The organism is Pseudomonas sp. CK-NBRI-02, assembly GCF_008124495.1.
GTDB lineage: Bacteria > Pseudomonadota > Gammaproteobacteria > Pseudomonadales > Pseudomonadaceae > Aquipseudomonas > Aquipseudomonas guariconensis.
On the sequence record NZ_VSJH01000001.1, the window covers coordinates 228,559 to 254,878 of the forward strand.

Sequence of the window (26,320 nt, forward strand, 5' to 3'; positions counted from 1 at the left end):
TCCCTATCCGAACCGACTCATGGCCTTCATCAGCAAGAGGTCAAACGGCATATAGAAGAAGTGCAGCAACACCACCCCTAGCACCGCCAGTGCCAGGATCGAGACCACCAGCCACACGCGCCAACGCCGCCGCTGCGCAAGCTCGGCCTGGGTCGGGATATGCGGAATGCTGACCAGGACCCGCTTGCCCACGATGCTTTCCAGGGCCCCCACACCGCGCACGCGCTGGTTGAGCATTTCCAGCACCATCACCAGTGCGCCACCGCCGGCCGGGGCCAGGACGAAGCCCAGCGCGACGATCTTTTTGCGATTAGGCTTCACCGGTTTTTCCGGCAACATCGGCGGCTCCAGGAGCACGAAGCGCTCGGCCTTGTTCTCCTGCTCCAGGCTTTCGGAAATCTTCGCCGCCATTTGCTTGGCACGAATCTCTTCGTACTTCTTGCGGGCGTTGTCGTGGTCGCGCATCAGGTTGACCAGGCCACGCTCGACCTGGGGTGCCTCAAGGATCTCGGCCTCGTAGGCGTTGATCTTCTGCGACATGTCGCGCTTTTGCTGGGCCAGCGAGGCAACGCGCTCCTGCGCCGCGGCCATGCGGGTGCGTACCTTGGCCACGTCCAGGTTACCCTCGACGCCAATGCCACCGGCGCCGCCGCCGGCTTTCAAGGCGTCGATCTTGCGTTTGACCGCACGTACGTCGGGGTGCGCTTCCTTGTAGCGGGAGAGCAACTGGGTGTACTCGGCCTGCAGGCTGGCCAGATCCTGCGGCGGCTCCGCCGTACGAGGCCTGCCGCCATCGAGTGTGCTAGGCACGCCGGCCTTGGCCCCGGCCAGTTCCAAGTCCAGGTAGCGCAACTCCTCTTGGGCGGCCTTGTAGTCACGATCGATTTCCCTGAACTCCATCTCCGAGCGCGACAGCATGTTCATGCGCAGGGTCTGGTGTTCCGGCAGTGCGTTGGCATGCGCTTGTTTGAAGTCGGCCAACTGGTTCTCGAGGCTCTGCAGTTCGGCGCCCAGCTTGCCCGCTTCCTGGCTGAGGAACTCGGTGGTCTCACTGGCGCGCTCGGTACGCTGCTTGATGTTCTCGTTGAGGAACAAGGTCACCAGCTCGTTGGCGACCTCCCTGGCCACCTCCGGCTGCTTGTGTTCGAAGGACACATTGAAGGCGACCGTGGCCTCGCCACGCCCTTTTATGAAGGTACTCAAGGTCTCGACCAAGATCGCGGTGCGCATCAGCTCGACCTTGTCGGCGTCACTGAGCTGGCGGGCCTTGCTGGAAAACAGCCCGTACTTGTCGATGATCCGCAGCAGGTTCTCGCGGGTCATCACCCGCTGGCGGATCACCTCGATGCGTTCGTCGGCAAAGCTGTTGTTGTTGTTGGCGACCAGATCCGGAGATATCTGCTGGGACTCCACCAGGATAGTCCCGGTCGACTGGTAGACCGGCGGCACCGCCACGGCGACCGCCACGGTCGCCGCGAGGATCACCACGATGACAATCGCCAGCACCAGTGCACGATCCTTGATGATGGAGATGTAGTCCCTGATCGACAGCTCGTATTCAGATTTCATAGTCACCACACCGCTGAAAAATCAGTAGTCGGGAAATCTATAGGTCAAGCTCAGTCCGATAATGGTGCCGGTGGCATCTGGCAGGTTGTCTTGCTGGCGCTCTCTGTACACCAAGGATAGGCGCGCTACCCAAAATGGCGAGAGCTCTCGACTGGCCCAGGCGCCAACCGACCATAATTTGTTGGGCGTTTGCCCTTTGCTGTCCTGCCAGCTGGCATCGAACCCGACCCGATCGGTGTCGGCGACCAGGTAGCTCCAGGAGCCGCGCAGCGTGTCGATCTCGGAAAACCCACCCTGACCGCTGGCCACCGAACTGCGGTCGGCGGCGACGTTGGCGTCCATGCGCTCGCCCCGATAGCGCAACGACACGCCGCCCTGCCCCTTGCGTCCACCGCCGTCACCGGAGACTTCGTTGACGCCGACGTTCACGCTCCCCTCCAGGCGTTCGGTGAACTGGTGCGTCATGCCGATCACGGGCGTGTAGCTGTTCGAGGCGATCGCCGCATCGCGATCATCCGGTTCGTAACGCCGGTAGATGAACCGGGTGAACAGGTCGGTGCGCTCGGTCCAGGCATAGGTGTAGCTCAACCGGTTGGCGTATTCCTTGTAGCCGATCAGCGTGGACACGTCGTAGCTGGCGTCGTCGTAAGAGGTCTCGTTTTCCAGAAGGCCTCGCTCGCTGAGCTGCCGGCTCCAGTTGCCGGTCAGGGTGTAGAGCTTCTGCGTACCGTCGGTGGTGACCACGCCGGTTTCGAGTACCGCACTGGACAGCGTCGAACTCTCGACGTAGGTCCCCACCAGGCCATAACGGCCTTTGTCGTAATCGCGTTGCCACCCCAGCCGCACGCGAGGGTCCTCGCGGTTGTCGAGGATGTTGCGATCGGATGAGCGCAACACATGAGCCCCCAGACCGAAGTCGAACTGATCGCGATCGAAAGTGCCCAGCAGGCCGACTTCCGGATCGAGGTAGGTGCTGGTCACTGCTTTCTCCTGAGAGGTCAGCAGCAACGGGTTGCTGTCATGTTCGACGGTCATGGGTACGGCGACCGACGTGTGCCAGAGCGCTGCCTGGACCACGGCCGGGCAAGGAAGAATCAGGATCGCCGCGGCGACCCGGGAAGTTTTCAATACAGACACGATAGGCTCAGAGCAGGATCAAGGAACGACCAGCGTATCGCCGGCCTGCAGTTGGAAATTGGTGGTCATGTCACGTCCGGAAACCAGGTCCCGGTAGCGCACGGGCAGCACTTGCTGGCTCTCACCCTTGCGCCGGATCACTTTGATGGAGCCTTCATCGGCGAACTTGTCCAGGCCACCGGACATGCTCAGGGCCTGCAACACCGCCATGGGGCCTTCCATCAGCACTGGGCCGGGCTTGAGCACCTTGCCCTGCACATAAACGAGGTTGCCGGCGATGCTGGTGACGACCACGCTGACATTCGGCTCGGGCAGGTACTGCTCGAGTTTCTTGGCAATCTTCTGGGCGACCGTGCTGGCATCGAGGCCGGCGACGTCGACGCGCCCGGCAAGCGGGAAGGTGATGCTGCCATCGGGAAGCACCTTCACCTCCTGGCGAAGGTTTTCTTCCTGCCAGACCGAGACCAGGATTACATCGCCAGGGCTCAGCAGGTAGGCCGCATTCGGCTCGGTGGCATTGGCCGCCGAAGGCAGGAGCATCAGTGCGCAGAGTGTGGAGATCAGGAAACGGAACATCGGGATCCCTCCGGTCAAGTAGCCATGCCCAGCGCTACACAATAGAACGGGGCGAAAACGCTCGCCTTTGCCGTAAAACAAGTACCGACCGCAATCGCCTCGACCGTCCTGGAGGATGTTTCCGCGATGAAACACATCGACGAAGCTTCCTGCTCCCGCGGCGTCCGCTGGGGGGCGCCGACAAGTGGAATATAGCAACGGCATGGGATTCCACAAGCCGTTGCTCCGTCCTGATAAAACGCGGTTCTTCCAGGAACTTTCACATCGTTTTCACTTATCGGCGCAGGGCAATACACCGCACGCCAATGTTTAAAACGTACGCATTAAAACCAAGGTGTTAATGCACAGAAAAGCGAATAACTTTCACTATATTTTCGATCGGTTGGCGAGGGCGATAAACCCAATCACCGCAAAGGAAAATAGCCATCCCGCCGTCGCGGCAGGCACTACACTCGCCTTGCTGATGTAGGAATCCGCAGCGCCAGCTGCGCCACTCATCAGCACCAACAAGAAAATCGACTTGATGATCAGTGTCGAGCGCATGATCCCCTCCCTGAAAGAGGATTGAAACTGTTTAATTGAGAAACAGCTTTCTTTTTATATGGCTTGAGTATGGGGCACCATGACACTACGTCAATAGACCGCCACCATGATAAATCTCAATGGCCCCTCCCCTGCCTCGTCAAAATCTCGACAACCATTCTGTGGCTAAAAAACGCGCACTGTTTCAGCAGCGTTGCAACGGCCGTCGCTGACTGTGTGAAAACTCCAAGGTTCTGGAAAACGTCACAACGGCCGCCCCCTTGGATGACTTGGTTCACAAATTCCTGAACTGATTATTTATCCCCAGCGATTTTTCCCCCCGCCAAGGCTCACCAGAATCGCTGCACCACAATCACAATAACCGTGAGGCCACTGCTGTGGACCAGACCCTCCAGGTACGCCAGGCCGCCGCCGACCTCGTCGCCGCTTTCGCTAGCAACGATACCGCCCGCTATTTCGCCTGTTTCAGCGAAGACGCCACCTTCCTCTTCCATACCCTGGCGCAGCCGCTGCTGTCGCGCCGGGCCTATGAACACCTGTGGTCCCAATGGCAAGCCGAAGGCTTCGCCGTGCTGGCGTGTCAGTCCAGCAATCAGCACGTGAGCCTGCAGGGCGACGTAGCGATCTTCATGCACGATGTGGCCACCCGCATCCGCATCGCAGGCCAGGAGCACTCGCTCGCCGAACGCGAAACCATCGTCTTCCGCCGCCAGGACGAAGGCTGGCTGGCCTGCCACGAGCACCTGTCGGTCGTCTCCGACGCCTGACCTTTTCCGCGGCCTTGCCGCACTGCCAACGCAACCACAATAGGGTCGCGCCCCGCGACGACCTACAACATGCGCGCTGGAGCCTTGCCATGAGTCAATCGACCGGTATCGAGACCAACGGCGTCGAACAGATCCCCGACGATCAACGCGACGCCTCCCCGCTGGACCTGTTCCGCCTGATATTCGGCGGTGCCAATACCTTCGCCACCGCGGTGCTGGGCAGCTTCCCGGTGCTGTTCGGCCTGTCGTTCCAGGCCGGTGTCTGGGCGATCCTGCTCGGCGTCGGGGTCGGCGCACTGATCCTCGCGCCCATGGGCCTGTTCGGCGCGCTCAACGGCACCAACAACGCGGTGTCGTCAGGTGCGCACTTCGGCGTGCATGGGCGCATCGTCGGCTCGTTCCTGTCGCTGCTCACCGCTGTAGCGTTCTTTTCCCTGTCGGTGTGGAGCTCGGGCGACGCCTTGGTCGGCGGCGCCAAGCGCCTGGTCGGGGTGCCGGAAATCGACCTGACCCTGGGCCTGGCCTATGGCCTGTTCGCGGTGCTGGTATTGGTGGTGTGCATCTTTGGCTTCCGCTTCATGCTGTGGGTCAACAAGATCGCGGTATGGGCTTCGAGCCTGCTGTTCCTGCTGGGCATCCTCGCCTTCGCCGGCCCCTTCGACCTCAACTTCGCTGGCACCGTCAATCTCGGTCAGCCAGGCTTCTGGGCGGCATTCGTGGGCGCGGCGATACTGGCGATGAGCAATCCGGTCTCGTTCGGCGCTTTCCTTGGCGACTGGTCGCGCTACATCCCACGCCAGACGCCCAAGGCGCGCATCATGCTGGCGGTGATCGCTGCCCAGCTGGCGACGCTGATCCCGTTCCTGTTCGGCCTGTGCACCGCGACCCTGGTCGCCACCCAGGCACCGGACTACATCGCGGCCAACAACTATGTCGGCGGCCTGCTGGCGATCTCGCCGAGCTGGTTCTTCCTGCCGGTATGCCTGATCGCGGTGATCGGCGGCATGTCCACCGGCACCACAGCGCTGTACGGCACAGGTCTGGACATGTCCAGCGTCTTCCCGCGCCTGCTCAGCCGCGCCGGCGCCACCCTGCTGATCGGGGTCGCTGCCATCGCCTTCATCTTCATTGGCCGCTTCACCTTCAACCTGGTGCAGAGCGTGTCGACCTTCGCCGTGCTGATCATTACCTGCACCAGCCCCTGGATGGTGATCATGATCCTCGGCCTGATCACACGCCGCGGCTTCTACCACGCCGATGACCTGCAAGTGTTCACCCGGGGCCAACGCGGCGGCCATTACTGGTTCCTGCATGGCTGGAATTGGCGCGGCATGGGCGCCTGGATCCCCAGCGCGGCGGTGGGCCTATGCTTCGTCAACCTGCCCGGACAGTTCGTCGGCCCCCTGGGTGAACTGGCCGGCGGTATCGACCTGAGCCTGCCAGTCACCCTGGGCTTGGCGGGCGTGCTGTACCTGATCCTGCTCAATCTGTTCCCTGAACCTGCCGGCGTCTATGGCCCGAACGGCCCGCGCTGGGTGCGCTGCAAAAGCGCGCCGCGCACGCCGGTAACCTCCGCCGAAATCGCCTGACTGGAATCCGATCATGACCGCACCTCACTACATCGATGGCCACTGGGTCGAAGGCCAAGGCAACGACTGCATCGTCGTGCATGACCCTTCGCTGGGCCAGCCGTTCGCCGAACTGATGTCGGCCAGCGCTGCTCAGGTCGACCAAGCCGTGGCCGCCGCCCGCCGCGCCCTGCCTGCCTGGAAAACCACCAGCCCGGCCACCCGCGCCGCACTGTTGCGTGGCTTCGCCGATCAACTCGGCCAACGCCGCGAGGCGTTGATCACTCTGCAGATGCGCAACAACGGCAAGCCGCGCCACGAAGCCGAGATCGACCTGGACGATGCCATCGCCACTTTCGGCTACTACGCAGACCTTGCCGAGCAACTGCCCGAGAAGAACCGCGTCGTACCCCTGGCCGCCCCAGGCTTCACCGCCCGCACCCGCCTGGAGCCGGTAGGCGTGGTCGGCCTGATCGTGCCGTGGAACTTCCCTCTGGTGACCAGCGCCTGGAAACTCGCCCCAGCGCTGGCCGCAGGCTGCACCGTGGTGCTCAAACCCTCGGAAGTCACCCCGCTGATCGAACAGGCCTACGGCCAGATTGCCGAGGCCTTGAACCTGCCTGCCGGTGTGCTGAACATCGTCAACGGCAAGGCCGAGACCGGCGCCGCCCTGAGTGGCCACAACGGCCTGGACAAGCTGTCGTTCACCGGCAGCAATGGCGTCGGCAGCCAAGTGATGCGCGCCGCCGCAGCCCAATGCCGGCCGGTGACCCTGGAGCTTGGGGGCAAGTCGGCGATCGTGGTGTTCGATGACTGTGACGTGGACCAAGCAGTGGAGTGGATCGTCGCAGGCATCACCTGGAACGCCGGCCAGATGTGCTCAGCCACCTCCCGCCTGCTCGTGCAGGACGGCATCGCCGATGCTCTGCTGCCACGTCTGCAGGCAGCCCTGGAGCAGATGCAGGTGGGCAATCCGCTGACCGAGGAGGTGGCCATGGGCCCACTGACCAGCCAGGCGCAATGGCTGAAGGTCGCCGGCTACTTCGCTACCGCGCGCGAAGAAGGCCTGCGCTGCCTGGCCGGCGGCCAGGTATTGGACCGTGACGGCTGGTTCGTCAGCCCCACCCTGTACGTGGACGTGCCCGAATCCAGCCGCCTGTGGAGCGAGGAAATCTTCGGCCCGGTGCTTTGCGCCCGCCGCTTCGCCACTGAAGACCAAGCCATCGCCCAGGCCAACGACAGCCGCTTCGGCCTGGTCGCCACGGTCTGCAGCGCCGATCTCGAACGCGCCGAACGTGTGGCCGATGCGCTGGAGGTCGGGCACGTGTGGATCAACTCGGTCCAGGCGGTATTCGTCGAGACGTCCTGGGGCGGAACCAAGGGCAGCGGCATCGGCCGTGAACTCGGGCCGTGGGGCTTGTCGGCGTATCAGTCGGTCAAGCATGTGACGCGTTGCCTGGGCTGATAGCCGGAGACGAAAAGCCCCTTGCTGACGGCTGTCACAAGGGGCTTTCACAAATAAGGCACTGGCTACCGAAGCGCCAGCATCATCGTCTTGGGTGACAGATCAGGACAGTGCCTGAACGCCGCATAGTTTGCGTAGAACTGCTCAAGCCGCTCGGTACGCGGATGAACGACAGACGCAACGCAACCCACTCTTTCAGACGCGACCAGAGCTCGTTCGATTGCATCCTGCAAGCGATCGGTCGCCACAATGACGTTACGCAGCGAGCGGGTCCCACAACCCGCCGGCACATTTCTGTGCCTCTGGTGACTTTTATCTAAAATGAAAGAGTCCCACCCCTGGTAGCCCAACAATCACAACACCAGGCCAGACCTCCCATGCACCCGCAACGCACCGCCCTGCACAACGAACTGCACGCCCGACCTTCGCTGTATTTCAACGAGCCTGCCCATGTCCATCACCTGGCACTGCTGGGCGATGAGGCCGACTGCCAGGCCTTGCTGCAGCGCTGTTGCCCGGATGCACTCGACACCGAGGCCGCCCAAGGCATCACCCGGCTGGAGGGCCATCCGTTCAAATGGGAGCGCCACGCCGAGTTCTTCACCCTGACGCTGGTGGTGCCCTGCGCCGCCCACGATGCCGGCTGGCAGGGGCTGCCCCAGGTCCTGGCCGAGGCCGTCGCGCCGCAGGCGGCGCAAGTGATCAATGCCGTACAGGTGCTGGTGCGTGGCGAGCAGGACCTGGACCTGACACGGTACGGTTTCAAGGACCCCTGCGGCTCCTGCGTCGGGGGCGGTGATGCGGTGGTGTGGAGCGATTTTCGCCTGACCGAAGACGGCACCAACCGCCTGCTATTCGTCAACCGGCGGCTCAATGCCTACCGCCAAGGTCGCATGATCCGGCGCCTGCTGGAGATCGAGACCTACCGTATGATGGCTTCGCTGACACTCACCACGGCCAAGACGTTGAGCCAGGAGCTCGATGCCTTTGACCGGACCCTGGTGAGCCTCTCCGAACGCAGTGCCAGCGTCGACGGCCAGGACTCCAAAGCCCTGCTCGAAGCCATTGCCCACCTCTCGCGCCAGGTGGTCAGCCGCACGGTCAAGACCCGTCATCGCTTCGGCGCGACCCAGGCCTATGCACAGCTGGTGTTCGAGCGCCTGGGGGAGCTGCGCGAAAGCCATGTGGGCGACTGCCAGCGTCTAGGGGTGTTCATCGAGCGGCGTTTCAAGCCGACCGTGCGTTACTGCGCGGCCACCGAGCAACGCCTGGAACAATTGGCCAAGAACGTGGCCAACCTGGGCGACCTATTGCAGGCTCGGGTGCAAGTGGAGATGGAAGAACAGAACGCCGAGATCCTGCGCAGCCTCAATGCCCGCGCTGACGCCCAGGTGAAGATCCAGCGGGCCGTGGAAGGGCTGTCGATCATCGCCATCACCTACTACCTGTTGAACCTGTTCAAGCTGCTGTATGGCGGGCTGAACGTGCTGGGGGCTGGGCTGACGGCGCGCGAGGCGTTGCTGGGAATGGCGGTGCCGGTGATTCTGCTGCTGGGGATGATCCTGTTGCGGATCCGGCGGGCGAAGCAGCATTGAGCCTGAAGGTGCTTACGCCTCGATCCCACGAACACCGACAACGCCGGTCTGAACGACCGAGCCGTCGGCTTCGCGGGCAACTCCAGGATTTACGCTTCGCTCAAAAGCACCGGGGTGCCCGCGATGGGCCTCACACAGCTCCGTCCGCTGGCCGTGCATTGTCCTGCAACAGCACCATGCTCTGCGGCGACGACAGTGCGATGCCCTCGTCGCGCAGACGCCCCAGCACCGTGAACAACAGGTCGCTGCGCGCGCCCGACACCTGGCGGGGGCTGGCCACATAGCCGCTGACGCTGAGCACCATACCGCTGGTGGTGAGGTCCTTGAAGGTCACCGACGAGGCTGGCGCATCGAGGATCGACTCATGTTCGCGGAAGGCCGTCAGCAGCAGTTCGCGCACTTTGTTCGCATCGGTTTCCAGCGGCAAGGTCAGGGTGATGCCGACCACACCCAGGGCATTGCCCATGGTGACGTTGCGCACGTTCTGCGAAATGAACTGGGAGTTGGGCACGATCACCGTGGAGCGGTCTGACATCTGGATTTCCGTGGCTCGCACGTTGATCCGGCGGATATCCCCTTCCACACCGGCCAGGCTCACCCAGTCACCTACTTTGACCGGACGCTCAGTGAGCAGGATCAAGCCGGAGATGAAGTTCTGCACGATCTGCTGCAAGCCAAAACCGATACCCACCGACAGGGCACTGACTACCCAGGTGAGGCTGGTGAGGTTGATGCGCAGGGTCGTCATCACCAGCATGGCCAGGAACAGGAAGCCCAGGTAGCCGACCAAGGTCACCAGGGAGGCACGCATGCCGGCATCCATGTCCGTCTCAGGCAGCAGGCGCTCGCTCAGCCAGCGCTTGACCACACGAATGGCGAACAGACCGCCCAGGAACATGGCCACGGCCAACAGGATGTCCTGAGGCACGATGTTCAGGTTGCCCAGCAGCTTGCCGCCGGTGTCATCCCAGTCCGCCAGGCTCTGCAGCAGCTCGCCCGGGCTGGTGCCCGACGGCATGAGCACCAGCAGGCCGGCGACAAACAACAAGAAGGTGCGGCCGATCCCTGCCAGGATCGTGCTGGCCTGGGCCTGGTGGCGCTGCTGCAGCCCCAGCGCAGCGGCCAGGGCCAGGCCACCAGGCTGGCGTGGCGAGAGCAAGGTTTCGCACAGATCGCCAAACACCGTGACCAGCAGGTAGGCGCAGGTGCCCACCACGCTGACCCAAAGCAGCTTGGCGGTGAGGAAATAAGCCAGGGTCAGGTAACCGGTGAGCAGCGCCAGCAGGACCAACGCGACCCACACCACGATCACGAACGGGATCAGCCCCGCAAGCCCAGGTGCCCGTTCCAGCTGATGCTGCTTGCGGGCACGACGATAGCGCACCAGCGCTGCGACGAAGATCAGCGACACCACCAGCGCGGTCAGGCCATTGGTGGCCACGGTGAGCGCGAGGCTGGTACCGATCACGCTGTTGATGCGCTCCTGGGTCAGCAGCACCATCAACGCCAGCGCCAGGAGCTTGGGGAACCAGCCGAGGGCGCTGGCCACTTCATCCGGAATCGGCGGCAGTCGCCAGGACGGACGCTGGAGCATCAGCATGGCGCGGCCAAGGCCGGCAATGAAGGCACTGAACACCACCAGCGCCAGAATGTGGTTGGTCAAGCTGGCAATGTCATTGCCCAGCTCGGCGCTGTTCTCCAGGCCCCAACGCACCAACGACACCGAGCCGCCGATGGTGCTCAAGGTCGCCAGACTGACACTCAAGGCCAAGGCGCTGCGACGTAGGCGGCCCTCGGGCAACCAGCGGACCATGGCGTTGGCCAGCAAGCGCTCGAGCAAGCGGCGTACCCAGGTCCAGACCAACAGCGCGGCCGCCAGGCTGCCAATGAACAACCAGCGGTGATCGGCACTGAAGGCGCTGGCCACAGCGTCAGTCGCCTCGCCACGCAGATCGCGCAGGCGGGCGACATCTTCGTCGGTCGGCCGGATCAGGCTCGACCAGAACGCCGGACTCAAGGGGCTGGCAGCACGGGTGGTGACCTGGGAGTTGAACTGGCTGCGGCGCAGGTTGACGATCTGCGTAGCCAGGTCGCGCGCCGACTGGGTCAGCTTGATGGCCTGCTGTTGCTCGGCCAGCACCTGCTTTTTCTCGTCACTGAGCTGCTTGCGCTGACGCGTGATGCTCTCGGCTTCATCCGGCAATACTGGGCCAAGGACCTTGAGCTGGTCGTCCAGACGCTCGACATCGGTCGTACGCTGGGCGCTCAAGGCGTCCGCTTGGCGCTGCACCTGCAAGGCGGCCTGACGCAACTGTGACAGCAGGTCATCGTTGGCTTCGCTGGTCAGTTCCTGGCGAACCTGATCAAGCCGATCGGTCAGTTGCTTCAAGCTGGCGTTTTCGTCCAGCACCGGCAGTTCGTCCAGGCTCAGCGGCCCGACGGATGCCGACCAGGCCGGTGTCGCCACCCACAGCAACAAGGCGAGGATTCCCACGTAAAAACGGCAATGGCTGAGTCGCCCCATCGAATTCCCCTATTTACAAGCTCGATTGGGCGGGAATTCTACGCTGCTCCTGATGATCACGTGAGTGCCGTTTCTCGCTCCAGCAATTGCCGCTTGCGCTCGACACCCCACCGGTAGCCACTGAGGTCGCCATCGCGGCGCACCACCCGATGGCAGGGGATCGCCACGGCCAGGTGGTTGGCCGCGCAGGCCTGGGCCACCGCACGCACGGCCTTGGGCGCGCCGATGCGCTGGGCGATGTCGGTATAGCTGACCCGGCTGCCCAGCGGCACCTCACGCAGCGCCTGCCAGACCCGCTCCTGAAAGGCCGTGCCCTGCACATCCAGCGGCAAGGTCAGCCCTAGTGCCGGCTGCTCGACAAAGCCCACCACCACCGCAACCAATTGCTCGAAGCCGGCATCACCGCCGATCAACTGCGCATTGCGAAATTGATCCTGCAACTCGCGCAACAGCTGCTCCGGGTCGTCGCCCAACAGAATGGCGCAGATGCCGCGCTCGCTCTGGGCCACCAGGATCGCCCCCAGAGAACATTGGCCAATGGCGAATCGGATCCTCGCCCCCGCCCCTCCGGCGCGGTACTCGCGCGGGCGCATGCCCAGGCGTTGGCCTGCGCTTTCATAGAATCGGCTGTTGGAGTTGTAACCGGCGTCATAGATCGCGTCGGTCACGGAACTGCCTTGATCATCGAGCCGCTCGCGCAGGCGACGGGCGCGGAAGGCCGAGGCGTAGGCCTTGGGCGTAAGGCCGGTTTCAGCCTTGAACAGGCGATGCAGGTGGAACGGGCTCAGTGCCAGTTGCTCACCCAGTTGCTCAAGGTTGGGTGCGGTGTCGCTGGCCTCGATCAAGCGACAGGCACGAGCAACCAGCTCAGTGCGTCGCGCAACCTGCTCGGCCTTGGCCTCGGTGCAGCGTCGGCAAGCACGATAACCGGCCGCCTCGGCAGCCCCGCTATCGGCGAAGAACTCGACGTTCTCGCGCTTGGCCAGCCGCGACTTGCAACCGGGTTGGCAATAGACCCCCGTGGTGCGCACGGCATAGACGAAATGACCGCAGGCCGCAGCGTCGCGCGCCTGCACAGCGTGCCAGCGGTCGGTATCGGTGAGGTAAGTCGAGGCAGGCTTCATGGGCATCTCCTGGCTGCGGATGGTTCAAGCCTGACAGGGTGCTTGGAGCGTGGCACTCCGATTCTTGCCGAGCAATCTGTGCGTCATCGGTTCAAGCCCGCCACAGATACCAGGACGCCACCGTCCGATACGGGCTCCATACCCCACCCAACGAACGCAACTGCGCGGGGGTCGGGGCCTTGTCCATGCCCTTGAGCCGCCGGTAACCCTCCCGTACGCCGAAGTCGTCCACCGGCAGGATGTCAGAGCGCTCCAGGCAATAGATCAGGAGCATCTCCACCGTCCAACGGCCAACACCGCGCAGGCTGACCAACCGTTCGATCAGTGCGTCATCGGTCAAGGTCATGGCCTGCTCGCGGCTGGGCACGATACCGTCCAGGCGCGCCTGGGCGATACCCTGCACGGTCGCCAGCTTGCTCGCAGAAAAGCCACAGCCGCGCAGCACCTCAGGCGGTGTCGCCAACAGCTGCTCAGGTTCGGGGAATGCGGCATCAGGAAACAAGGCCAGCATCCGCGCCAGGATCGCCTCGGCTGCCCTGGCATGCAGTTGCTGATAGGCCACCGCCCGCACCAGCGCTTCGAAGGGTTCACGCTCGGGCGCAGCGCTGTGCAGGCAAGGGCCGATGGTGTCGATATGCCGGGCCCAGTCCGGGTCCAGAGCGGCCAGATAATCCGTGGCTTCACGGTAGGCCGCGGGCGAGAGGTCGGCGTGGATCATGCGCAGTGCCCTCCAGGGAGCGGAAAACACCCAGCTTAGACCAATCGCTCACCGGCTAAACGACGGATCTTGCGCGGGTAATTCCGCTTTCAATGGTCTTGCTCCGTGGCGCCTTCTTCGCGAAATGCCTGCGAACAGACCGATATTGGCAGCGCCTTGGCGTCAGTCTGTCACAGCCCGCAGCCTGGCCGCCCGACGATACGACTGCCGGGCAAAGCACACGAACAGACCCGCCATCAGCGCCAGCGCCATCGGCAACCCATGGGGCGCCACATCCATCGCCGCGCCGCTGACCAGCGGCCCGACCAGGCTGCCGACACCCCATAGCAAGCCGACACTGGCGTTTGCGGTGACCAGGTCCTGGCCCTTGAAGCGCTGGCCGATCAGCACCAGCGCCAAGGTGTAGATGCCACCGGCGACTGCCCCCAGCAGCACCAGCATCGGCCAGAGCAACCAGGTTGCCTGCAACAGCCACGGCAGACCTATGCCGATCGACATCGCCACCACCCCGCACACCAAGTGCAACCCGGTGCGCTCGACCCGGTCGGCCAGCCAGCCCAGGGGCAACTGGAAGATCATGTCGCCGGCGAACACCACCGTCACCATCAGCGCCGCCACGCCCACCGCAAAGCCATGACTGCTGGCGTACACCGGCAGCAACGACAGCACCACGGCATCGAAGAAGGAAAAGAACAACACCGCCACGCACAGCGCTGGTGCCACGCGGAAGAAGCCGGCGAGGGTGAAACTCTTTTCGCCCTCCTCGCCGTGTTCCACATGATCCTTGGGCACCGTCAGCAGGATGCACAACAGGGCCAGGCCGTAACAGGCCGTCACCACGCCGGTGACCCAGGGGCTATTGGCACCGACCAGCGCCAGCATCGCCGGGCCCAGCACCTGGAAGCCGGTGAAGCTGGTGGCGTACAGCGCCATGATCTTGCCGCGGTTGTGATCCGGGCACAGCTCGTTGACCCAAGATTCACCCAGGATGATCGCGATTCCCATGCCAACCCCCAACGCCAGGCGCAGCAGCGCCAGGTACCAGATCGAGGCGAACGACCACTCCAGCAAGGCGATGCTCAGGGTGCACAGGCTAAAGCAGAACAGGTAGATGGTGCGCCGGGTCAGGTGCCGGCAGCAGGCATCGACCATGAACGCCGAGAGCATCATTCCTGCCGCCGGAATGGCCGAGATGATGCCAATTTCAAGGGTGCTGGCCCCCGCCTCGTGAAGGCGTAACGACACCAGCGGCAGGCTCGCTCCGAGGCTGAAGCCCACCACTGACACGGCGAACAACAGGCCCGCCAGTAAACGCATGTTCATGTACCACTCCTTGCGCGCCGCCAGGCAGCCCCCATGGGGCCCGGTCGGCTGGAAAAATCACTGAAAACAGATGCAAGCGCAGACGCGCACCGCAAAGGCGCGGCGCAGGTAAGCGCGGATCAGATCAGGGCAAGGTGTGGCGAGAAAGTGAAGGCGAACAGCACGCTGCGTCGACGCTTGAGCACCGTGTCGCTCGGCCACGTGCGACGTGCAGCCTGGAAAGCAGGCTGGCGAACAAGGCGAGAACTCAGGGAACAGCGCATTGCATCGACTACGTGGAAAGAAAAGAGCCGGCACTCTAGGCCAACGGCCGCCGACTCGTCAATCTCGGGACCGCCAGGCGGTCCCAACGACATCAGCGCTTGCTGGTGGACGGCAAGAACACCGCCAACAGGCCGAACAACGGCAGGTACGAACACAACCCGTACACGTACTCGATTCCCCGCAAGTCAGCCAGATACCCGAGCAACGCCGCCCCAATGCCCCCGAACCCGAACATCAGGCCAAAGAAGATCCCGGCAATCATGCCGACACTCCCAGGCACCAGTTCCTGGGCGTACACCACGATCGCGGAGAAGGCTGACGCGAGGATGAAGCCGATCACGACACTGAGCACGGTGGTCCAGAACAGATCGGCATAGGGCAGCACCAGGGTGAATGGCGCCACGCCCAGGATGGAGAACCAAATCACCGCTTTGCGCCCGATGCGATCACCGATCGGCCCGCCAAAGAAGGTCCCGGCGGCCACTGCGCCGAGGAACAGGAACAGGTGCAACTGGGAGCTGGCCACCGACAGGTCGAACTTCTCGATCAGGTAGAAAGTGAAGTAACTGGTGAAGCTGGCCATGTAGAAGTACTTGGAGAACACCAACAGGCCCAGTACCACCAGCGCCAGGATCACTCGCTGGCGGGAGATGCCATGGCTGGCCTGTACGGCCTTGCGCGCCTTGAACTGGTTGAGGTGCCCGGTGTACCAGCGGCGCAGCAGCAAGGTCACGGCGAAGAAGAACAATCCGGCCAGTCCGAACCAGGCCACGTGGGTCTGGCCGAAGGGAATGACGATCGCCGCCGCTAGCAACGGGCCGAAGGCAGAGCCGGCATTGCCGCCAACCTGGAACGTCGACTGGGCCAGGCCAAACCGTCCGCCCGAGGCCAGACGGGCGATCCGCGAGGTTTCCGGATGGAAGGTCGACGAGCCGATGCCTACCAACGCCGAGGCCAGGAGAATCATCGGAAAGCTGCCGACGAACGCCAGCATCACGATCCCCACCAACGTGCACACCGTGCCCAGAGGCAACAGGTTCGGCGTCGGTCGCCGGTCGGTGAAAAAGCCCACCCAAGGTTGCAGTAGCGAGGCAGTGACCTGGAAGGTCAGGGTGATCAGGCCGATCTGGGCAAAGCTCAGGTCATAGTTCGCCTTGAGCATGGGGTAGATGGCTGGCAACACCGACTGGATCAAGTCGTTGATCAGATGCGCCAAAGCGCAGAAGGCGATGATGCGCATCACCAGCGGGTTGGCTTGGGCCGTCGCGCTGGCGGCAGTGGAAGTCTGGGCGCTGCTGATGGCCATGGCAGGTATTCCGTCCGCGAATTTGGGATCCGATTATCCGGAAATAAGTAGATAGATAGCTACCTTTTTATATTGTCGCCACAATCTCTCCAGCGGCGCGTCAGTGATGATCACCATCGACACCCCACACAGCGCGCAGCACGCTTGGCTGGCGAACAGCATTAGCGCCTGGTCAAGGTGCTCGGCCATTGTCTGGTGATGCGCGGATTCAGGGCTTTCTGGCTAAGCGATTGAAAGCGCGTAAATTTTTTTTGAAATGAGTGTTGACACAATCGCGTTTCAGGCGAATAATGCGCGCCACTTGGCTACATAGCTCAGTCGGTTAGAGCACGGCATTCATAATGCCGGTGTCCGGGGTTCAAGTCCCTGTGTAGCCACCATATTGAAAAGGGCTTATCGAAAGATAAGCCCTTTTTCTTTGCCCGCGAAAAGTCGCGCCAGCTCTATCACTCATCGCACCCCCGCCGCCACCACCGCGACGCCCAGCCCGATCAAGGCTACGCCGATCACCCGATCGACCATCACCTGCCGCTCGATCATTGCCTTGCGCAATACCGCACTGGAAAAGAACACCGCCACCAGGCTGAACCACAGCCAATGGGCAAAGGACATGAACGCACCATAGACAAAGTCCAGGGCTAACGGGCTACCCGGTTGCACGACCTGGGTATAGGCGCTGACGACGAACAGCATGGTCTTGGGATTCAGCGCATTGGTCAGAAAGCCCGTGCGCAACGCCTGCAACGTGCTCGCCTGGCCGTCCTGCGCAAGGCCATCGAGGCAGATGCGCGAGGTGTTGGTCAGCGACTTGTAGCCCAGGTAGATCAGGTAGCCCGCCCCCACCACCTTCATCGCCATGAACAACACCGGGCTCTGGCTGATGATCACGGCAATACCCAGGACGGTGTACAGCACATGCACCTGCACCCCCAATGCGATGCCGATGGCAGCGGCAAGTCCTGCCTTGCGCCCTTGCGCATAACTGCTGCGGGTGACCATGGCGAAGTCAGCGCCTGGGCTGATGACAGCCAGCACGGTGAACAGGGCGACAGCGATCAGTTCGTTCACAAAAAAACTCCTCGATAGGCGATGAAAATACACAGAAGCGCCAATTATCGAGGGCTTATCCACAGGCAAAAATCGATTTATAGTGCGACAAATCCGCTAGTTTCTTTCACGGATTCGAGAGCGAACTCGCTCTTGAAAACACAGGATTCCCTTCGCGGGCGAACCCAATCCCACAGGGCTGTCGCGCCGACACGATCATGAAACTGCCGCCACTTACCGCTTTTCGTTACTTCGACATCGCCGCCGAAACCGAAAGCTTCGTGCGCGCCGCCGAGCGCCTGCATGTGACCCATGGTGCGGTCAGTCGCCAGGTGCGACTGCTGGAGGAGAGCCTTGGCATCGAACTGTTCGAACGGCGCAACCGGGCGATCTTCCTCACCGCTGCCGGCCGGACACTGCACAGCACCACCCAATCGATCTTCGAACAACTGGAAGGCACGGTGCAGCGCCTGCAAACCCAGGAGCGCGATAACGTCCTGGTGTTGTCGTGCGAGCCGACCATCGCCATGCGCTGGTTGATTCCGCGCCTGCCCCGCTTCCACGCCACCCACCCTGACCTGCAACTGCACCTGGTGGCCGCTGGCGGCCCGCTGGATTTCGCACGGGCGGGTGTCGACCTGGCCCTGCGGCGTGACGACTTCCATTGGGACCGACAGCTGCACAGCTTGAAGATCTGCGACGAATGGATCGGCCCGGTCTGCCAACCCAACCTGGGAGGCAGCCTCGACGGCCAACGGCTGCTGCACAGCGCCACCCGCCCCAACGCCTGGAGCACTTGGCTGCGCCTGGACGGTAGACAGGCCCGAGAGACCGAGCGTAGCGACTTCGAGCATTTCTATCTGTCGATACAGGCCGCCAGCGCGGGCCTGGGCCTGGCGATCGCTTCAGCCTTGATGGTTCGCGACGAGCTCGACAGCGGACAGCTTCAGGCGCCGTTTGGCTTCCTGCGTGATGGCTCTGCCTATCACCTGCTCAGCCCCCGCCCCTTGGAGGCCGGTGACAAGCGCCAGCGCTTCGCGACGTGGGTGGTTCAGGAGTGCCACAGCTGCCTGGCTCACTTGGGCTTGACACAAAACGACGAGCCCGAGTGACCGTCGCCACCCCAAGTCCGAAACCCTGCGGTATCCAGATGAATGCGCCCAGTCGGGTAGCGCCCCAGCCCCATGTTCCAGGCCTGGCCGTGCTGCTGCCAGAAGCGGCAAAGCGGATTGGGATCTGACCACGCCGGCAGCAGCACGTCGACCGCGAAAGCCCGCGTGTGAGCGCTACCCGGCGCGCCGCCCGCACAGGCGTTCAGGCGCGGATCGCGATAGGCCGAGACCACTTCGAACTGACGCAGGATGCCTTGTTCATCAAGGGTCTTGAGCAGCGCCAAGGTGGATCGCACCTGGGGCCATTGGGCGGCCGGCGGCACGGCGAAGGGCGAGGCCTGGCACAGGCGCCAGTCCGAGGCCGAGCGCAGCAGTTGATGGATCGGCACTACACCATAAAGACGTGCATCCACCAGCATCTGGCGGAAGGCACGCGTCTCGTGGTCACCCGCCCATTGGGCGAACATCCACAGGTCTCGATCATCGGCGCGAGCGTGGGCGCCCATCACCAGACTTGCCGCCAATGCCAGCAGCGTCATGCCTTTCATCCACCACTCCTGTGCTCGTCCCTACACCGAGTAAAGCACGGGCCCCGCGCTATTGAGACACGAGCTACTCAAGAGGCCGCAGGCGATATTGAGCCGGCAACTGGGCAAAGCCGCTGATGGTGGTGTCCAGGCTCTTCCAGCGACCATCCTTGATGCCATAGATACAGCCATGAATCGACAGCTCCTGTCCGCGATGCCAGGCGTTCTGCACGATGCTGGTATGAGCCACGTTGGCGACCTGCTGGATGACATTGAGCTCGCACAGCCGATCGACCCTGGCCTCTTCGCTCTCCAGCTTGGCCAGCTCGCCGCGCTTTTCGTAATACAGGTCGCGGATCGAGCGCAGCCAGCCATCGATCAGGCCCAGCTGGCGGTCCTGCATGGCCGCCCGCACTCCGCCGCAGCCGTAGTGGCCGGTGACCAGGATGTGCTTGACCTTGAGCACCTCGACCGCGTACTGGATCACCGACAGGCAGTTCAGGTCGGTGTGCAGCACCACGTTGGCGACATTGCGATGCACGAACAGATCGCCCGGCAGCATGCCAACAATCTCGTTGGCCGGCACGCGGGCATCGGAGCAGCCGATCCAGAGGAATTCGGGGGTTTGCTGGCGGGCCAGCTTGGCGAAGAAATCCGGGTCGCGCTGCTTGATCGCATCGGCCCAGCGCTCATTGTTGTCGATCAGTTCCTGCAGGTCATGCATGGTCGTTGCCTCATCAGGGTATGGCTGTGTGACACGACCTGCTCCTGCAAGGTCACTCTTCGAGCAGGGTGCAGGCCATCACCAGGGCGTCTTCGCGGCCGCCGGCGACCGGATAGTAGTCCCGGCGCCGGCCGATTTCGTTGAATCCGTAGCGCTCGTACAAACGATAGGCCGACTGGTTGCTGGCGCGCACCTCCAGGAAACATTCGCGACCATTGAGCTGATAGGCCCGCGCCATCAGGTGCTCGAGCAAGCGCAGGCCCAGGCCGCGTCCCTGGTTCTCGGGCTTGACGGTGATGTTGAGCAAGTGGGCTTCGTCGATGATCACGTTGATCACGCCATGCCCCACCTGCTGCTGCCCGTCGAACATCAGCCACACTTCGTAGGATTTGAGCGCATCCTGAAAGATCCCGCGGGTCCAGGGATGACTGAACGCGGCATATTCGATCTTAAGCACGGCATCCAGATCCGCCTCGGTCATTCGGCGGAAACTGATCGAGTCACTCATTCAACGCTCTTCCAGCGCGCCATCAGCCGGCGCATCGCTTGCCAGACGTCCGCCTTGCGTTGCGGCTCGTCCATCAACAGTTCAAGGCCCGGCAAGGCCCAGGCATCGCCCAGGCCCTCGACCTTCAGTTCTTGGTAGTAGGCCTCGCCGTCGGCTTGGCCGGCAAAGCGCACGGCTGGCAGGCCGACCAGCCACAGGCAGGTGCAGGGCGCCTCTTCCAGGCGAGCCTGAATGAACCCTTGGACGAAGTCGCGCGCAGCCTCTGGGCCTTGGTCCATGTTGCCGCGTACCAGCAGCGGCCAGCGCACCGGCTCGCCGATGATCTGCGGCGCATCGGGCAGGCCGGCGGCGCGCAGCATGTCCTTGAGCAGCAAGTAAGACGGGTCACGGCTCTGGAACGGCTGGCCGGTGGCCAGCTCCACCAACAGCAGGCAACTGCCGGCACGCAGCAATTGCAGGGCGAAACGCGGCGGCGGCACAGGCACTGGCCGGGGTGCCGGCGCCTGCTCCTCGACTTCGACCGGTTTGCTGGCGGGCTTGGGAGCGCTGCCAGGTCGGGGGATCTCGATCTTCGGTCGTTCCGCCGAGCGGGCCAGCGGCGCGGCTGGCGCCTGCTCGGACGATGGCACCGAGGCCCGCACGTCGATTTCGAAGTCCTCGACCGGCGCCAAAGGCGCCAACAGCTCCGGACGCGACGGTGCGGCGAACGGCAGTTCGGCGCGCGGCAGCCAATGCACCACTTGCATGGCGGATAGGTAGGCGCGGCGGCGGGGCTCGGTCAGCAAGGCACAGGCATCCGGGGAACGAAAACAGTCGGCCATTCTAACGCCGTTGCCCAGCAAGTGCCGCAACTGGTCGGCGGAAATTTGTTGTTTGCTTCCCCATCCGCAGGCAAACCCGCGTCCACGGATACAGCGGTGTTGCTGAGCGCACCACTGGACCAGGCGAGAGCGGGCTTGCCCGCGAAGAGGCCAGGCAATTCCCTGCAAGGCTTGGGGCCATCCCGATTACAGACCAAGGGGTGAAATCCTCCCCCCCGGATGCAGTACAATCGCCCCTTTTATTTGGCAACGAGTCGACCCGCCAATGATCGAACCCAAGCGCGTCCTGCGCGCCCTAGCCGAACACTGGGCCCTGATCGAGCCGCTGTGCGAGCGTTTCGACCAGGGCACCCTGAGCCTGGTCGAACTGCGCCAGCAGCTTGCCCGGCAGCAGGTGGAAAGTACGCCGCAGGACATCACCCAGCTGCTGGACGTATGGATACGCCTGGATATCCTGGTGCCGGTGGCCAAGAGCCCGAACCGCTTCGAGCTCAACGCCCAGATCCACGACTTCCTCGCCTACCTGCGCCGCGAGCACCGCCTGGGCCTGTGCCTTGAGATCGAGGCCTACCTGCGCCACCTGGAGCGCCTGGCCGGGCACATCCAGGACGCCTTCGACAACCGCGACAGCGACGACCTGGCGCGCCAACTGCGCCTGCTCGACATGCGCGTGCGCGATGTCCTCAAGAAACTCGACAACGACGAGCAGGCGCTGGTCGCCGTGGCTGAACGGGCCAAGACCAGCAACCGCCAGATTCCCCTGCGCCAACGTTACGCCGAAGTCCTGGCGACTTGGGACGAATACGTCGAGCCGATGATCCAACTGGTCAATGCCGACGGCGCCTTCGAACAAGGCGTGCGCAAGGTCGAAACCGTGCTGCTGCGCCTGCTGGGCGAGCAGGCGCGCCTGGGCCATCTGGTCGACGACGACATGTTGCTGCGCACCCATGCGCGCATCCTCGAGATGCAGACCAGCGCCCAGCTCACCCTGCGCCATGCCCGTGAGCTGCTGCTGCCGCTGCGCGAAGAAGCGCGCCGGCACAACGCGGTCACCCGTGGCGCGGCCCTGGCCCTCTCGGTGATCCGACGCAAAGGCATCGATGCGGTGCCGCATGCGGCCATGCCGATGTTCACCCGCCCGCAGAGCACGTTCCTCGGCAGCGCCAGCCAGGTCGAGGCCTATGTGTATGCCTTGGCCCGCTTCGAGCCCAAGCCGGCGCGCTTCCCCAAGGCGCACAAGAGCCAGAAGGGCCCGCTGCCCCGCGCTCCGCGCACGGTCAAGGAAATGCTCGAGCGCTGCGAGGACGCCTTGCCCCTGCCGGATCTGATGGTCTGGCTGCTCGAGCAGGAGCCCGAAGGCGCCACCGACGAATTGCTGTACTGGTTCTCGCGCCTGTCGCGGGAGAAGCGCTTTAGCCGCGAACGCCTGGACCGCCGCGAGTACACCACCCGCGAGCACCTGGTCAGCCTGCGCTCCTTCGCCCTGACCTCCAGCCGCGAAACCACGCCTGAATCCAACGCGAGCCCAGCCAATGCATCTTGATCTTTCCGAACTGTCCCAGCTCGCCCCCATCTTCCGCGAGCTGTTCAAAGGTTTTCACATCAGCCGCCGCGACCCTGAGCTGTATGCCCAGTTGTCGAACTTCCAGGACCAGTACCGCACCCTGTTCAAGGCCCTGGGCTTCGAACTGGTGTGCGATACCCGCGGGTTCTACTACTTCGTGCCCGAGCAGGCCGCCGCGCAGGTCAACAAGACCGCCCAGCGATTGTCGCTGTTCACCTTCATCCTGGTCGAGCACCTGGCCGACCAGGGCCGCGATCCAATGGCCGTGCTTGACGGCGGCAGCATTGGCCGCGATGAGCTGCCTTCGCTGCTGGAAAAGTACCGCGACCTGTTCATCCAGGCCGAAGTGCAGACCGTCGACGAGCTGGAAGAAAAGATCCTGCGCCGCATGACCCAGCTGGGTTTTGCCCACGAGGAAGGCGGCATCTACCGCTTCCTGCCGCCGATGCACCGCTTCCTGGATGTGTGCCTGTCGGTCCAGCAGGACCGGGATCTGGCTGCCAGTCTGCACAGCGACCTGCCGTTGCCAACGCCGGTACTGGTCGAAGAAGAAAGCCCGGAAGAACTCAACCGCACCGACGATCCGCTCGACCTGTCGCCGTTCGACAGCGAGGAGAGCGAGGAAGAAGCCCTCGCCCGAGCCATCCGCGAAGAGCAACAGGAGATTGACGCATGAGCCAGGAACGCTACGGTATTCGCCGCTTCGCACTGCTCAACACCGCCGGCTACAGCCTGGGACTGTTCCCTCTGGAGCAGCCGCTGTCGGTCTATGGTGCCAACAACCTCGGTAAATCCGCCTCGATCAACGCCCTGCAGTTCCCGATCCTGGCGCGCATGTCCGACATGAGCTTCGGCAAGTACAGCCTGGAGCAGTCGCGCCGGTTCTACTTCGCCAGCGACACCAGCTATATCCTCTGCGAGCTGAACCTGCCCCACGGCCCCCACGTGATCGGTGTGGTCGGCCGCGGCCCAGGGGGTGGTTTCGGCCACCAGTTCTTTGCCTACCAGGGACAGCTGGACCTGGCGCACTACCAGAAGAACGACACCTGCCTGCGCCAGAAGGAGCTGTTCACCAACCTCGAGCAGCACGGCCTGAAGGCCTACGAACTCAAGCCCGACGAACTGCGCCGACTGCTGGTCGGCGGTCATACGTCGGTGCCGCTGGACCTGACCCTGATCCCGCTGCGCTCGACCAGCGAACAGAGCTTGAAGACCTTCCGCTCGCTGTTCATCAACCTGCTGCACATGCGCGAGATCACCGCAGCCAAGCTCAAGCAGCTGTTCCTCGATGCCTTCGAGCACAGCCTGCGCTCGGGCAGCGTCGATTACATCGCCGCCTGCGAGGAAGCCTTCCGCGACGTGCGCCGCATGGAGCAGGACTACAATGCCCTGGTCGCCGCAGGCCCGCTGGTCGAGGCCCTGGCCGGCGGCGTGGCCCAGCGCGACATCCTGCGCGGCAAGCTGCACCGCCTTTCGCCCCTGCTCGACAACCTGCTGGGCACCTGGCAGGAATACGCCATGGCGCGCAAGGAAGAACTGGTCATCCAGGCCGAGCACTACCGCAGCGAACAGGACCGCCTGCAGAACGACCAACGCGGCGGTACCCAGGAGCTGATGCGACTGGAGCGCGAGATCACCGGCATCCAGCGCTGGCTTGGCGAGCTGTCGGTACTCAAGCATCGCTTCGCCTTGGTCGAAGATGCCAAGGTCCTGGAGCAGCAACTGCTGGCTGCCAAGGATGCCCACGACGAATTGGCCGGCGCCCTGGCCCAGTCGCGTCAGTTCTCCGCCGAGGACCTCGACGAGCGCGTGCGCGATCTGGAAAAACGCCTAAAGCAGGTCAAGCAGCAGCTCGATCACGCCGACAACAACAGCTACGCCCGCCTGCGCGAGGAGTTTTCCCAGCAGGATGTCGACCGCCTGATGCGCCTGTTCAACGGTGCGCTGTTCAGCCTGCCGCTGGGCGATCGGGGCATCGAGCTGGACGACAGCGATGTCTGGGTCAAGACCCTCGAAGCAGTGCTCGACAGCTTCAAGGGCGAGCGCTTCGAGGCGCCTGGCCTGTCCATCGACCTTTCGCACATCGACCCGCCGGCCCTGCAGGCCCTGGCCGACCGCGCCGCCTTGCGCGACCAGAAGGAGCGCCTGGAAAAAGAACTCAAGCAGCTCAAGACCCAGCAGGCAGTCGCCGCCGACCGCAACGCGAGCAAGGCCCAGACCGAGGCCCTGTACCAACAGGTGCTCGACGCCCAGAAGGCCCTGGAAGACTTCCGCCGCAGCGAAACCCTGAGCGCCGAAGAGCCCGAGAAGATGGAGCAACTGGCGCAACTGGAAGCCGCCCAGGACGAGCTCAAGCGCTCCAGCGACGCCTTCACCGAACGCGTCCAGCAATTGTCGGCCAAGCTGCAACTGGTCGGCCGGCAGATCGCCGACCTCGAAGCCAAGCAACGCACCCTCGACGACGCCCTGCGCCGCCGTCAGCTGCTGCCGGCCGACTTGCCGTTCGGCACGCCGTTCATGGAAGCGGTCGACGACTCCATGGACAACCTGCTGCCACTGCTCAACGACTACCAGGACAGCTGGCAGGCGCTGCAGCGGGTGGACAACCAGATCGAGGCGCTGTACGCCCAGGTGCGCCTCAAGGGCGTGGCCAAGTTCGACAGCGAAGACGACATGGAACGCCGCCTGCAGCTGCTGATCAATGCCTACTCGCACCGCACCGAAGAGGCCCTGACCCTGGCCAAGGCCCGTCGCGCGGCGGTCACCGACATCGCCCGGACTCTGCGCAACATTCGCAGTGACTACGACAGCCTCGAGCACCAACTGGCGCTGTTCAACCGCGAGATCAACCGGCGCCAGGTGTCCAACCTGGAGAGCTTCCGCGTGGTCCTGGCACCGAACAAGGAAGCGCTCAAGCACATCGACCAGATCATCCACAGCGCCGGCCAGTACGAAGAAGGCGAGACCCTGTCGGTGTTCGACCTGACCCAGAGCGCCGAGCAGGATCACAAGAACGAAGAGGCCAAGGAGTACCTGGCGCGGCTGGTGGCGGCCAACCACAACCAGCTGGGCCTGAAGGACCTGTTCGAGCTGGCCTTCGAGATCACCAAGATCAACAGCCAGCCGGTGATCCACGCCGACATCGATGGCGCCGCGTCCAACGGCACCACCATGACCATCAAGGCGCTGACCAATATGTACCTGCTGCTGCACTTGATGGATCGCGATCTGGCCGGGCGCATCCGCCTGCCCTACTACCTCGACGAGGCGGCGGACATCGACGAACGCAACCAGGCAGCGCTGCTGGAAACCAGCCAGCAGCTAGGCTTCGTGCCGATTCTGGCGAGCGTGAAGCCGCAGGTGTCGGCGCGGGTCGCGATTGACCTGGAAGGGGGTAGCGGACCGAACGGCATCTACATCGACGAAGCGGACTGGAAGTTCATCAGCCGTATCGATGAAGTGAAGGCGATCGTGCGTGAGGATGTGGCCGAGGAACTGGCCTGAGTCGGTGAGCTGGGGCCGCTTTTGCGGCCCTTCG

22 protein-coding genes and 1 tRNA gene are annotated in these 26,320 nt (G+C 63.5%); 9 read left to right on the forward strand and 14 right to left on the reverse strand.

Annotated features, from left to right (window positions below; translation table 11 throughout):
• Window positions 1-3: 3 nt before the first annotated feature.
• The 4 genes from DQ397_RS01095 to eppA form a co-directional block, all read right to left on the reverse strand.
• Window positions 4-1,569 (reverse strand): Wzz/FepE/Etk N-terminal domain-containing protein, encoded by a 1,566-nt coding sequence (locus DQ397_RS01095; RefSeq protein ID WP_043208517.1) that lies wholly within the window; start codon window positions 1,567-1,569, stop codon window positions 4-6.
• 21 nt (window positions 1,570-1,590) lie between these two features.
• Window positions 1,591-2,706, reverse strand: coding sequence for a hypothetical protein (locus tag DQ397_RS01100; RefSeq protein WP_043208514.1), 1,116 nt, complete (start codon window positions 2,704-2,706; stop codon window positions 1,591-1,593).
• 18 nt (window positions 2,707-2,724) lie between these two features.
• On the reverse strand, window positions 2,725-3,282 hold the full coding sequence (locus DQ397_RS01105) for a polysaccharide biosynthesis/export family protein (RefSeq protein WP_043208513.1): 558 nt from the start codon (window positions 3,280-3,282) through the stop codon (window positions 2,725-2,727).
• A 366-nt stretch (window positions 3,283-3,648) separates the two neighbouring features.
• Window positions 3,649-3,825 (reverse strand): EPS-associated small membrane protein EppA, encoded by a 177-nt coding sequence (eppA, locus tag DQ397_RS24435; protein WP_167358099.1) that lies wholly within the window; start codon window positions 3,823-3,825, stop codon window positions 3,649-3,651.
• A gap of 377 nt (window positions 3,826-4,202) precedes the next feature.
• Between eppA and DQ397_RS01110 the strand changes: the two genes are divergently transcribed.
• From DQ397_RS01110 to DQ397_RS01125, 4 genes are all read left to right on the forward strand, one after another.
• Window positions 4,203-4,592, forward strand: coding sequence for a nuclear transport factor 2 family protein (locus DQ397_RS01110; RefSeq protein ID WP_043208511.1), 390 nt, complete (start codon window positions 4,203-4,205; stop codon window positions 4,590-4,592).
• Window positions 4,593-4,681: 89 nt separating this feature from the next.
• Complete coding sequence (locus DQ397_RS01115) at window positions 4,682-6,181, forward strand: cytosine permease (RefSeq protein WP_043208509.1); 1,500 nt, start codon at window positions 4,682-4,684, stop codon at window positions 6,179-6,181.
• 13 nt (window positions 6,182-6,194) lie between these two features.
• Window positions 6,195-7,625: an aldehyde dehydrogenase family protein gene (locus DQ397_RS01120; RefSeq protein ID WP_043208507.1), complete on the forward strand. Its 1,431-nt coding sequence runs from the start codon at window positions 6,195-6,197 to the stop codon at window positions 7,623-7,625.
• A gap of 377 nt (window positions 7,626-8,002) precedes the next feature.
• The gene (locus DQ397_RS01125) at window positions 8,003-9,220 is read left to right on the forward strand and encodes a DUF3422 domain-containing protein (RefSeq protein WP_043208505.1); all 1,218 of its coding nucleotides are present in this window, start codon (window positions 8,003-8,005) and stop codon (window positions 9,218-9,220) included.
• A gap of 130 nt (window positions 9,221-9,350) precedes the next feature.
• Here DQ397_RS01125 and DQ397_RS01130 read toward each other — a convergent pair whose 3' ends face one another.
• The 5 genes from DQ397_RS01130 to DQ397_RS01150 all read right to left on the reverse strand — a co-directional run bounded on the left by DQ397_RS01130 (window position 9,351) and on the right by DQ397_RS01150 (window position 16,479).
• Complete coding sequence (locus DQ397_RS01130; protein ID WP_043208504.1) at window positions 9,351-11,744, reverse strand: DUF3772 domain-containing protein; 2,394 nt, start codon at window positions 11,742-11,744, stop codon at window positions 9,351-9,353.
• Window positions 11,745-11,800: 56 nt separating this feature from the next.
• Window positions 11,801-12,868 (reverse strand): bifunctional DNA-binding transcriptional regulator/O6-methylguanine-DNA methyltransferase Ada, encoded by a 1,068-nt coding sequence (gene ada, locus DQ397_RS01135; RefSeq protein WP_043208501.1) that lies wholly within the window; start codon window positions 12,866-12,868, stop codon window positions 11,801-11,803.
• Window positions 12,869-12,959: 91 nt separating this feature from the next.
• Window positions 12,960-13,586 (reverse strand): DNA-3-methyladenine glycosylase, encoded by a 627-nt coding sequence (locus tag DQ397_RS01140; RefSeq protein WP_043208497.1) that lies wholly within the window; start codon window positions 13,584-13,586, stop codon window positions 12,960-12,962.
• 162 nt (window positions 13,587-13,748) lie between these two features.
• Window positions 13,749-14,909, reverse strand: coding sequence for an MFS transporter (locus tag DQ397_RS01145; protein WP_043208496.1), 1,161 nt, complete (start codon window positions 14,907-14,909; stop codon window positions 13,749-13,751).
• Between the two features lie 355 nt (window positions 14,910-15,264).
• A complete protein-coding gene (locus tag DQ397_RS01150) occupies window positions 15,265-16,479 on the reverse strand; it encodes an MFS transporter (RefSeq protein WP_043208494.1) in 1,215 nt (404 codons plus the stop codon).
• Between the two features lie 303 nt (window positions 16,480-16,782).
• Between DQ397_RS01150 and DQ397_RS01155 the strand changes: the two genes are divergently transcribed.
• Window positions 16,783-16,859 (forward strand) — tRNA-Met (locus tag DQ397_RS01155).
• A gap of 70 nt (window positions 16,860-16,929) precedes the next feature.
• Here DQ397_RS01155 and DQ397_RS01160 read toward each other — a convergent pair.
• Entirely contained in the window at window positions 16,930-17,547 is a 618-nt protein-coding gene (locus tag DQ397_RS01160; protein ID WP_043208491.1) for a LysE family translocator, read from the reverse strand.
• A 197-nt stretch (window positions 17,548-17,744) separates the two neighbouring features.
• Between DQ397_RS01160 and DQ397_RS01165 the strand changes: the two genes are divergently transcribed.
• Entirely contained in the window at window positions 17,745-18,638 is an 894-nt protein-coding gene (locus DQ397_RS01165; RefSeq protein ID WP_148921448.1) for a LysR substrate-binding domain-containing protein, read from the forward strand.
• Here DQ397_RS01165 and DQ397_RS01170 read toward each other — a convergent pair.
• From DQ397_RS01170 to DQ397_RS01185, 4 genes are all read right to left on the reverse strand, one after another.
• The gene (locus DQ397_RS01170) at window positions 18,602-19,177 is read right to left on the reverse strand and encodes a D-Ala-D-Ala carboxypeptidase family metallohydrolase (protein ID WP_043208539.1); all 576 of its coding nucleotides are present in this window, start codon (window positions 19,175-19,177) and stop codon (window positions 18,602-18,604) included. The genes DQ397_RS01165 and DQ397_RS01170 overlap by 37 nt on opposite strands.
• Before the next feature lie 73 nt (window positions 19,178-19,250).
• Entirely contained in the window at window positions 19,251-19,889 is a 639-nt protein-coding gene (can, locus tag DQ397_RS01175; protein WP_043208489.1) for a carbonate dehydratase, read from the reverse strand.
• Window positions 19,890-19,941: 52 nt separating this feature from the next.
• Window positions 19,942-20,397: a ribosomal protein S18-alanine N-acetyltransferase gene (gene rimI / locus DQ397_RS01180; protein WP_043208488.1), complete on the reverse strand. Its 456-nt coding sequence runs from the start codon at window positions 20,395-20,397 to the stop codon at window positions 19,942-19,944.
• Window positions 20,394-21,182 carry a hypothetical protein gene (locus DQ397_RS01185; protein ID WP_043208538.1) on the reverse strand — a complete coding sequence of 263 codons (789 nt, stop codon included), beginning with the start codon at window positions 21,180-21,182 and terminating at the stop codon, window positions 20,394-20,396. The genes rimI and DQ397_RS01185 overlap by 4 nt, the downstream gene beginning before the upstream one ends.
• A 301-nt stretch (window positions 21,183-21,483) precedes the next feature.
• Between DQ397_RS01185 and mksB the strand changes: the two genes are divergently transcribed.
• Genes mksB through mksF form a run of 3 tightly spaced genes read left to right on the forward strand, consistent with a single transcriptional unit; the run spans window position 21,484 to window position 26,286 of the window.
• A complete protein-coding gene (mksB, locus tag DQ397_RS01190) occupies window positions 21,484-22,761 on the forward strand; it encodes an Mks condensin complex protein MksB (protein WP_043208486.1) in 1,278 nt (425 codons plus the stop codon).
• Window positions 22,751-23,458 carry an Mks condensin complex protein MksE gene (gene mksE / locus DQ397_RS01195; RefSeq protein ID WP_043208483.1) on the forward strand — a complete coding sequence of 236 codons (708 nt, stop codon included), beginning with the start codon at window positions 22,751-22,753 and terminating at the stop codon, window positions 23,456-23,458. Before mksB ends, mksE begins: the two co-directional genes overlap by 11 nt.
• Window positions 23,455-26,286 (forward strand): Mks condensin complex protein MksF, encoded by a 2,832-nt coding sequence (mksF, locus tag DQ397_RS01200; protein WP_043208481.1) that lies wholly within the window; start codon window positions 23,455-23,457, stop codon window positions 26,284-26,286. The genes mksE and mksF overlap by 4 nt, the downstream gene beginning before the upstream one ends.
• The last annotated feature ends 34 nt before the right edge of the window (window positions 26,287-26,320 follow it).

Coding starts and splice junctions, on each gene's coding strand:
- DQ397_RS01145 (WP_043208496.1), bottom strand. CDS start 14,909: ATGAACATGCGTTTACTGGCGGGCCTGTTGTTCGCCGTGTCAGTGGTG.
- DQ397_RS01125 (WP_043208505.1), top strand. CDS start 8,003: ATGCACCCGCAACGCACCGCCCTGCACAACGAACTGCACGCCCGACCT.
- DQ397_RS01165 (WP_148921448.1), top strand. CDS start 17,745: ATGAAACTGCCGCCACTTACCGCTTTTCGTTACTTCGACATCGCCGCC.
- DQ397_RS01105 (WP_043208513.1), bottom strand. CDS start 3,282: ATGTTCCGTTTCCTGATCTCCACACTCTGCGCACTGATGCTCCTGCCT.
- DQ397_RS01140 (WP_043208497.1), bottom strand. CDS start 13,586: ATGATCCACGCCGACCTCTCGCCCGCGGCCTACCGTGAAGCCACGGAT.
- mksB (WP_043208486.1), top strand. CDS start 21,484: ATGATCGAACCCAAGCGCGTCCTGCGCGCCCTAGCCGAACACTGGGCC.
- ada (WP_043208501.1), bottom strand. CDS start 12,868: ATGAAGCCTGCCTCGACTTACCTCACCGATACCGACCGCTGGCACGCT.
- DQ397_RS01170 (WP_043208539.1), bottom strand. CDS start 19,177: ATGACGCTGCTGGCATTGGCGGCAAGTCTGGTGATGGGCGCCCACGCT.
- eppA (WP_167358099.1), bottom strand. CDS start 3,825: ATGCGCTCGACACTGATCATCAAGTCGATTTTCTTGTTGGTGCTGATG.
- DQ397_RS01150 (WP_043208494.1), bottom strand. CDS start 16,479: ATGGCCATCAGCAGCGCCCAGACTTCCACTGCCGCCAGCGCGACGGCC.
- mksF (WP_043208481.1), top strand. CDS start 23,455: ATGAGCCAGGAACGCTACGGTATTCGCCGCTTCGCACTGCTCAACACC.
- DQ397_RS01095 (WP_043208517.1), bottom strand. CDS start 1,569: ATGAAATCTGAATACGAGCTGTCGATCAGGGACTACATCTCCATCATC.
- rimI (WP_043208488.1), bottom strand. CDS start 20,397: ATGAGTGACTCGATCAGTTTCCGCCGAATGACCGAGGCGGATCTGGAT.
- DQ397_RS01130 (WP_043208504.1), bottom strand. CDS start 11,744: ATGGGGCGACTCAGCCATTGCCGTTTTTACGTGGGAATCCTCGCCTTG.
- can (WP_043208489.1), bottom strand. CDS start 19,889: ATGCATGACCTGCAGGAACTGATCGACAACAATGAGCGCTGGGCCGAT.
- mksE (WP_043208483.1), top strand. CDS start 22,751: ATGCATCTTGATCTTTCCGAACTGTCCCAGCTCGCCCCCATCTTCCGC.
- DQ397_RS01120 (WP_043208507.1), top strand. CDS start 6,195: ATGACCGCACCTCACTACATCGATGGCCACTGGGTCGAAGGCCAAGGC.
- DQ397_RS01115 (WP_043208509.1), top strand. CDS start 4,682: ATGAGTCAATCGACCGGTATCGAGACCAACGGCGTCGAACAGATCCCC.